Annotated in this window: 7 protein-coding genes; 3 read left to right on the plus strand and 4 right to left on the minus strand. The window is 63.2% G+C overall.

Annotated elements, in window-relative coordinates; all coding sequences use genetic code 11:
• Window position 1: 1 nt before the first annotated feature.
• The 3 genes from ILT44_RS18440 to ILT44_RS18450 are packed head-to-tail and all read right to left on the minus strand — an operon-like array spanning window position 2 to window position 3,200.
• On the minus strand, window positions 2-1,174 hold the full coding sequence (locus ILT44_RS18440; RefSeq protein WP_204241076.1) for a CaiB/BaiF CoA transferase family protein: 1,173 nt from the start codon (window positions 1,172-1,174) through the stop codon (window positions 2-4).
• A gap of 5 nt (window positions 1,175-1,179) precedes the next feature.
• Complete coding sequence (gene dapB / locus ILT44_RS18445; RefSeq protein WP_204241077.1) at window positions 1,180-1,986, minus strand: 4-hydroxy-tetrahydrodipicolinate reductase; 807 nt, start codon at window positions 1,984-1,986, stop codon at window positions 1,180-1,182.
• A 14-nt stretch (window positions 1,987-2,000) separates the two neighbouring features.
• Window positions 2,001-3,200, minus strand: a complete 1,200-nt coding sequence (locus tag ILT44_RS18450) for an acyl-CoA dehydrogenase (protein ID WP_204241078.1) — start codon at window positions 3,198-3,200, stop codon at window positions 2,001-2,003.
• Between the two features lie 143 nt (window positions 3,201-3,343).
• Between ILT44_RS18450 and ILT44_RS18455 the strand changes: the two genes are divergently transcribed.
• Window positions 3,344-4,240 (plus strand): LysR family transcriptional regulator, encoded by an 897-nt coding sequence (locus tag ILT44_RS18455; RefSeq protein ID WP_204241079.1) that lies wholly within the window; start codon window positions 3,344-3,346, stop codon window positions 4,238-4,240.
• Here the strand turns inward: ILT44_RS18455 and ILT44_RS18460 are convergent.
• Window positions 4,231-5,418, minus strand: a complete 1,188-nt coding sequence (locus ILT44_RS18460) for a multidrug effflux MFS transporter (protein WP_204241080.1) — start codon at window positions 5,416-5,418, stop codon at window positions 4,231-4,233. The genes ILT44_RS18455 and ILT44_RS18460 overlap by 10 nt on opposite strands.
• 446 nt (window positions 5,419-5,864) lie before the next feature.
• Between ILT44_RS18460 and bcsN the strand changes: the two genes are divergently transcribed.
• Entirely contained in the window at window positions 5,865-6,728 is an 864-nt protein-coding gene (gene bcsN / locus ILT44_RS18465) for a cellulose biosynthesis protein BcsN (RefSeq protein ID WP_204241081.1), read from the plus strand.
• Between the two features lie 164 nt (window positions 6,729-6,892).
• Window positions 6,893-7,603, plus strand: a complete 711-nt coding sequence (locus tag ILT44_RS18470; RefSeq protein ID WP_204241082.1) for a glycosyltransferase — start codon at window positions 6,893-6,895, stop codon at window positions 7,601-7,603.
• Window positions 7,604-7,652 lie beyond the last annotated feature (49 nt).

Raw genomic sequence — 7,652 nt, forward strand, 5'->3', positions numbered from 1 at the left:
CTCAGGCCATCCAGGACGGGTCGCTCAACACCTCATCCGTATGCTCGCCGAGGCGCGGCGAAGGCCGCTCCGCCGCCATCGGCTCTCCGTTCATGACGATCGGTGAGCGAACCGAGGGTATCGCCCCGCCTTGGGCCGCGGACGAGGCCAGGTCGATCCTCATGCCGCGGGCGATGACCTGCGGATCGGCGAAGACATCCGCCACCGTGTTGATGGGACCGGCCGGCACCCCATGCTGTTCCAGTGCCGCCAGAAGAGCATTACGGGTGGTCCGTAGCGTGAGTTCGGTGAGGATCGGCACCAGTTCGGCCCGGCGCCCGACCCGGTCCGCATTGGACCTGAAGCGTTCGTCCTGCGCCAGTTCAGGACATCCCAATACAGAGACGAAACGGGCGAACTGCCCGTCATTGCCAACGGCCACGATCACGTGGCCATCGGCGACCGGAAAGACCTGGTAGGGCACAATGTTGGGATGAGCATTGCCCATGCGTCGGGGTGACTTGCCGGACGCCAGATAGTTCATGGCCTGGTTGGCCAGCACGCTCGTCTGCACGTCGAGGAGGGCCATGTCGAGATGCGCGCCCTCGCCCGTCGCATCACGCCGGCGAAGGGCCGCAAGGATGCCGACGACAGAATAGACCCCGGTGAAGATGTCCACATAGGCCACGCCGATCTTCTGCGGTTCGCCGTCCGGATCGCCGGTCAGGTCCATGATCCCGCCCATGCCCTGGATCATGAAATCGTAGCCGGCACGAGAGGCATAGGGCCCGTCCTGCCCGAAGCCCGTGATCGAGCAATAGACAAGGCGTGGGTTGACTGCTTTCAGGCTCTCGTAGTCGAGGCCGTACTTCTTCAGGCCGCCGACCTTGAAGTTCTCGATGACCACATCGGCATGCATGCTGAGCTTGCGCACCAGCTCCTGGCCTTCGGGCGTCTCGAAATCCGCTGCGATCGATCGCTTGCCGCGGTTGCACGCGTGGAAGTAGGCCGCCGAGAGATCGCCGCCATCGGCAGCCTCGACGAAGGGAGGCCCCCATCCGCGGGTGTCGTCGCCCGCACCGGGCCGCTCCACCTTCACCACATCGGCACCGAGATCGGCGAGAAGCTGGCCGACCCAGGGGCCGGCGAGAATGCGCGCGAGTTCGAGGACTTTGAGGCCTGCGAGCGGTTTCATGCCAATCAATCCATGATGGTGTCGAGACCCCGCCGCAGGCCGGTGAAGGAACCGACGCGGCGGGCTGCCAACAGGGTGCCGGCGACATAAGGTGCTGCCGACGAGCCGGCATCGTGGCGGATCACGAGCCGCTCGTTGTCGGCGCCGAACACCGCCTCACAGGACAGGACGAAGGACGGCATGCGCAGGGAATGGACCTGCACCGGTTCCCTGGCTCCGAGCGCGCCGCCCCGTGTCTCGCGAACCCCGGTCAGTTCATCAACCGGTTTCGAGGTGGCAGGCAGACGCTGCTCGCTCAGAAGCTCCGCCAGTTCGCGGGCGGTGCCGGAGGGCGTATCCGGCTTCTTGGCCGAGGCATAGTCGATGATCTCCACATCGGGCACATAACGGGCGGCCTCGAGGGCAAAGCGGCGCAGGAGCGTCGCCGTGATCGAGAAATTGCCGGCCGCGAGCACGCCGCGTGCCGCCTTCTGCGCCTCTCCGTCGATCTCGACATAATCCTCGGCGTTCAATCCGGATGTGCCGACGACCACGTGCCGGCCTTGGTGCAAAGCGGTGAGCACATGAGCCTTCACAGCTCCCGGCTTCGTGTAGTCGATCACCACATCGGAAGGAGCTTCCAGAGCTTCTTCCAGGGTTGCGCTGATCGAAACTCCAAGGCGGGAGAGACCTGCAGCCTCGCCCGCATCCTGGCCTGCCGCATTGCGGCTGACGGCGCCTGCGAGCACGAGATCGTCCGAGGCGGCAATTGCTGCCACGAGGGCCTTGCCGACCCAGCCGGTCGCGCCGGCCAGGGTGATCCGAAGAGCCATGTCGATGCCCCCTCTTAGAAGAACGCCTGCAGACCCGTCTGCGCGCGGCCCAGGATGAGGGCGTGCACGTCATGGGTGCCTTCATAGGTGTTCACGGTCTCAAGGTTCTGCGCATGGCGCATCACGTGGTACTCTTCCTGAATGCCATTACCGCCATGCATGTCGCGGGCGATGCGGGCGATCTCCAGAGCCTTGCCGCAATTGTTGCGCTTGACCAGCGAGATCATCTCCGGCGCGACGCGGCCTTCGTCGAAGAGGCGGCCGACCCGGAGGGACGCGTGGAGGCCCAGCGTGATCTCGGTCATCATGTCGGCGAGCTTCTTCTGCACAAGCTGGGTCGCAGCGAGCGGCCGGTCGAACTGCTTGCGGTCGAGGGTGTACTGGCGCGCCCGGTGCCAGCAATCCTCCGCCGCACCCATGGAGCCCCAGGAGATGCCATAACGGGCACGGTTGAGGCAGCCGAAAGGTCCTTTCAGGCCGGACACGTTCGGGAGCAGCGCATCTTCGCCCACCTCGACGTTATCCATGACGATCTCGCCGGTGATCGAGGCGCGAAGGGAGAGCTTGCCGCCGATCTTCGGCGCCGAGAGGCCCTTCATGCCCTTCTCCAGCACGAAGCCTCGGATCTGGTTGTCGTGAGCCTCGGACTTTGCCCACACTACGAAGACATCAGCGATGGGAGAGTTGGAGATCCACATCTTGGAGCCGGTGAGACGATAGCCGCCGTCCGTCTTCACGGCGCGGGTCTTCATGCCGGCGGGATCGGAGCCGGCATCAGGCTCGGTCAGGCCGAAGCAGCCGACGAACTCGCCCGAGGCAAGTTTGGGCAGGTATTTCCGGCGCTGCTCCTCGGAGCCGTAGGCGTAGATGGGATACATGACGAGGGAGGACTGCACGCTCATCATGGAGCGGTAGCCGGAATCAACCCGTTCCACCTCGCGGGCCACGAGGCCGTAGGCGACATAGGATGCGCCGGCGCAGCCATAATCCTCCGGCAGGGTCACACCGAGAAGACCAAGCTCGCCCATCTCGTTGAAGATGGCGCGGTCGGTCTTCTCCTCGCGATAGGCCTCGATCACGCGGGGCAGGAGCTTGTCCTGGGCGTAGGCCCGGGCCGTGTCGCGGATCATGCGCTCATCGTCGGTGAGAAGCTCATCGAGGAGCAGCGGGTCCTCCCACTTGAGCTTCGCGAGTTCCTGTTGAGCACCGGCCATGATGATCATCCTTCCCATGCAAGAGTGCGGGCGCCGGCATCAGGCCAGCCAAACCCATTGAATTTGAGCGGCAAAATCGCGCTGGACAGGCCAAAAGTAAATCGACATCTTCGCAGCAGGTTATTCTCAATCGGAATGAACGTGTGTTTCGTCGCGGATTCCTGCCCAATGTGGGCAATCTCCTCGCCTTCGAGGCCACGGCCCGCCACGGCAGCGTGTCGCGAGCGGCGGAGGAACTGAACCTGACGCAGAGTGCCGTCTCGCGCCAGATCCAGCAACTGGAGGAATCGCTCGGCGTCTCCCTGTTCAGCCGGAGCCGGCAGCGGGTGGTGCTCACCGATGTCGGACGCCTGTATGCATCCCAGGTGCGGGGCACCCTGTCCGAGCTGTCGGATGCGACCCATCAGGCGATTGCGCTTTCCGGCACGACAGGCGTGCTCAACCTCGCCACCCTGCCGACCTTCGGCACCCGCTGGCTCATTCCGCGCATTCCCAGCTTCTTCGCCCAGCACCCGGGCGCAACGGTGAATTTCGGCGTGCGCCTCGTGCCCTTCGACTTTACCACTGAGCCTTTCGATGCCGCCATTCATTTCGGCGAGCCGCATTGGCCGGGTGCCGTGTGCGAATTGCTGCGGACGGAAGAGGTCGTGCCCGTCTGCAGCCCGGCCTACAGGAACCGAGAAAATCTCCGTTCGCCCAAGGACCTCACCCGCGCCACCCTGCTCCAGCAGAGCACGCGCCCCACCGCCTGGGCGGAGTGGTTCGCCAGCGTGGGCGTGGAGGTGAGCAATCCACTCCGAGGGCCCCGCTTCGAGCAATTCGCCATGGTGGCTCAGGCGGCTGCCGCGGGTCTGGGCGCCGCCCTGATTCCGCACTTCCTGATCGCCGACGAGCTGTCCTCTGGGCGCCTGGAGATGCTCTTCCCCAACAGCCTCGTCAGCGGCGGCGCCTATTATCTCGTCTATCCAGAGCACAAGGCGGAAGCGCCGCTGCTGCGCTCCTTCCGCGACTGGATCCTGGAGCAGATCCGTCAGGGATAGACCCGCTTTGGCTTCATGGTCCGGAAGCTCAGGGTGAGCGCCACGAGAGCACAGACGAAGATGGCGCTCACCATCGAGACGGACGTGCCGTTGTAGAAGGCGCTCACCAGCACGATGATCACGGCGCCCGTGCTGAGCTGCAGGGTGCCCATCAGGGCCGAGGCGGTGCCGGCCACGGGGCCATGCTCTTCGAGGGCGAGCACCGCTGTGGAGGGAATGACGAAACCCAGGCAGCCGAAGGACACGAACAACAGTACCCACAGAACGAAGGCGTTGTCGACGCCGGAAACAGTCAGCAGGAACAGCAGCGTCACCGGAAAGGCAAAGCAGGAGATCGCGATGCGCACCACCCGCTCGGCGCCGAAGCGACGCATGAGGGTGCTGTTGAACTGGGCGCTGCCGATGAAGGCGATGGCGTTCGACGCGAAGATCATGCTGTAGGTCGAGGGCGTCATGCCGAAATGCTCGATGAAGATGACGGAGGAGCCGGCGAGATAGGCAAAGAAGCTCGCCTGGCTGAAGCCGCCGATGAAGGCAAGACCCAGGAAACGCCGATCCTTCAGGAGGCGTCTGTAGGTGGCGAAGGCCTGTGCGACGCCTTTACGATCCTCGCCCGGCTTGTGCGTCTCAGGCAGGAGGAAGACGACGACGGCAAGGCCGGCCAGGCCGATGACGGCAATGGCCCAGAAGATCGCGCGCCAGCTGAAGAATACGGTCAGGGTGCTCCCCGCTAGAGGCGCCAGGATCGGTGAGACGCTGAAGACCAGCATGGTGGTTGCCATCAGCCGGGCAGCCTCGTGCCCGGTATGCAGATCGCGAATGATCGCACGGGGGATCACCATGGCGGCGCAGGAGCCGACACCCTGCAGGAACCGCAAAGCGATGAGTGTCTCGACGTTGGGGGCGAAGCTGCAGCCGATGCCGGCCAGCACGAAGAGACTTAAGCCCACATAGAGCGGCGGCTTGCGCCCGAAACGGTCTGAGAGCGGCCCATAGGCGATCTGGCAGACGGCGACGGCCAGGAAGAAGCTCATCAGGCTCATCTGTACGGCGCTGACATCGACCTGAAAATCCCGGGCGATCGCCGGAAACGCGGGTAGGTACATGTCGATGGCGAACGGCCCGACGGCGGAGAGCATGCCGAGCACGAGCACGTTGCGCAAAAAGGCGGACTTCATCGGGAACGGCTTTCTTACACCCGGCCCAGAGGCTGGGCTCGGGAAACGGCCTGAACGCCTCGACGGACAGGTCAGGCAATGTCATCAGAAGGTCCGGGAGATGATGCTGGGCCGGAGCTTCCTGAGGGCGGTGCGCCGTTTGTATGCCCTCCGACCCAGAGGTCAAGACAAGGCTCGTCGGGCACCGGATTAAAATCCCTGTCGCGGTTGATGCTTACTCTTCGTTAACCATGAATGGTCATAGCTGATTAAGAATCCGGCTGAATGGGCTGTTCCGCTTCAGGGCCTCCGTCCCTCCTGCGAGGCAGTCTGTCTCGGCGGCCAAGAGAGTTTCCAAGTTCCTCATGATCGCTTCGATGCCCAGGAATCAGATGCACTTCGGCCCGGCACCGTCCGAAGCTTGCAGCGCCTCTGGCAGCAGGCATCGGGCTGGTCGTGCCGGATTCGTGAAGCTGTTTGCCGTCGCAGCCACGCTGATGTCCGTTGCCGCCTGCGCGGGGCGTTCGGATCTGGGCTATGCGAGCCTGATGTCCGAAGTCCCGGCGACCCGGGCGATCATCGTTCCCCCTCCGGGAGGGCCTGCGGTCGTCGCTGTTCTGCAGCGAATGTACCAGAATGGGATCTCCCAGGAGATCGCATTGTCGACGGCTTCACTGACAAGCGGACAGAACGCCTTCTATGTCAGCCTGCTCAACAACACCGCCAGCAACATGGAAATTCCGGAGACGCTGTCCCTCTCCCCTCTCACGCCAGACCGGATCGAGAGTGAGGTGGAGGAGAGAATACCGGGCGTCGGAATGCAGACGTCGCTTGTCTACGTCCAGAACAAGTTCGGCCCCTTCGGCTTTGCAACCGGGCGCTCTTCCCGGGGCGACCTTTGCCTTTACGCCTGGCAGCAGATCGAACCTGAGAAGCCTGCCATCCTGGTCCCGGGCGGGGCCATTTCGGTCCGCCTGCGCCTGTGCGATGCGGATGCCAGCGTCGATCAGCTCCTTCGGATCATGTATGGCTACACGATCGCGGCCTATTATCGTCAGGAATCGTGGAACCCTTATGGGGATCCGCCTTCGCCACCGGCCGGTTTCGGGCGAGTCGATGCACCCATGTATCCCTTGGGCCTCGACAGGGGCGAGAACGCGACGGTGATCCGCCGGCGGGCTCTTTCCGAAGACAGGCGCCGCGTCACGCTTCCCGACCCAGCCTCGGGGCGGCTCATCGACAAGGATACGGTCGCACCAGCCCCATCTCCGCCCCAGGATCTGGCTCCGTTGGAGGGATATCCCGCCGTACCCCCACCACCAGGCCAGTAATGGTCAAGTTTAATGATATATACGTTATTACATAATAATAATTTTATTTATTGATGTGACAATAGGCCTAAATAACACTGGAGATTTATTAATAGACCGGGTTCTAGTCTTGCATTAAGCGTGCATTCTTCCACGCAAATCACTTGAGCCGAGAATCCAGACAGATGCGAGCGGGTCTTATCGTGGCCTTTTGGGCAGTGGCGGCGATCCTGATTGTCTCGCTGGTTGTCCTTCCCATCAGCCTTCAAGCGCATCTCGTTGCAGGCCTCACGGTCGTAGCCTGCATGATCATCATCAAGTTCTTCCGGGCTCAGGGTATATGGCGCTTGATCGCCCTGGCTCTCGGGACTGCCATTGTCCTGCGCTACGTCTTCTGGCGCACCACGAGCACCATTCCGCCCATCACCGAGGTGGCGAATTTTATTCCCGGCTTTCTGCTCTACGTGGCCGAGATGTACAGCGTCATGATGCTGTTCCTCAGCCTCTTCGTGGTCTCGAATCCGATGCGCTCGCGCAAGGCGCCCCAGATCGACCCGCAGAACCTGCCCACCGTCGATGTCTTCGTCCCGAGCTACAACGAGGGTGCCGATCTGCTGGCCACGACCCTCGCCGCGGCCAAGGCGATGACCTATCCCGAGGACAAGCTCACCGTCTGGCTTCTGGACGACGGCGGCACGGATGAGAAATGCAGCTCTCCGAATGTGATCACCGCCCAGCAGGCCCGCGAGCGTCGCGCGGAGCTCCAGGCCTTGTGCGCTTCGCTCGATGTGCGCTACCTGACCCGCGCCCGCAACCTGCACGCCAAGGCCGGCAACCTCAACAACGGCCTTGCGCACTCCACCAGCGATCTAGAGGCTGTTATGGACCCGTCTTGAGGTCACCGCCGTTCTGGCAGAATGACCTCTGCTCGCAACCCTTACCCCT

The sequence above is a fragment of the Microvirga arvi genome, assembly GCF_016892765.1.
Classification (GTDB): Bacteria; Pseudomonadota; Alphaproteobacteria; order Rhizobiales; family Beijerinckiaceae; genus Microvirga; species Microvirga arvi.

Coding starts and splice junctions, on each gene's coding strand:
- ILT44_RS18440 (WP_204241076.1), bottom strand. CDS start 1,174: ATGAAACCGCTCGCAGGCCTCAAAGTCCTCGAACTCGCGCGCATTCTC.
- dapB (WP_204241077.1), bottom strand. CDS start 1,986: ATGGCTCTTCGGATCACCCTGGCCGGCGCGACCGGCTGGGTCGGCAAG.
- ILT44_RS18450 (WP_204241078.1), bottom strand. CDS start 3,200: ATGGCCGGTGCTCAACAGGAACTCGCGAAGCTCAAGTGGGAGGACCCG.
- ILT44_RS18460 (WP_204241080.1), bottom strand. CDS start 5,418: ATGAAGTCCGCCTTTTTGCGCAACGTGCTCGTGCTCGGCATGCTCTCC.
- ILT44_RS18470 (WP_204241082.1), top strand. CDS start 6,893: ATGCGAGCGGGTCTTATCGTGGCCTTTTGGGCAGTGGCGGCGATCCTG.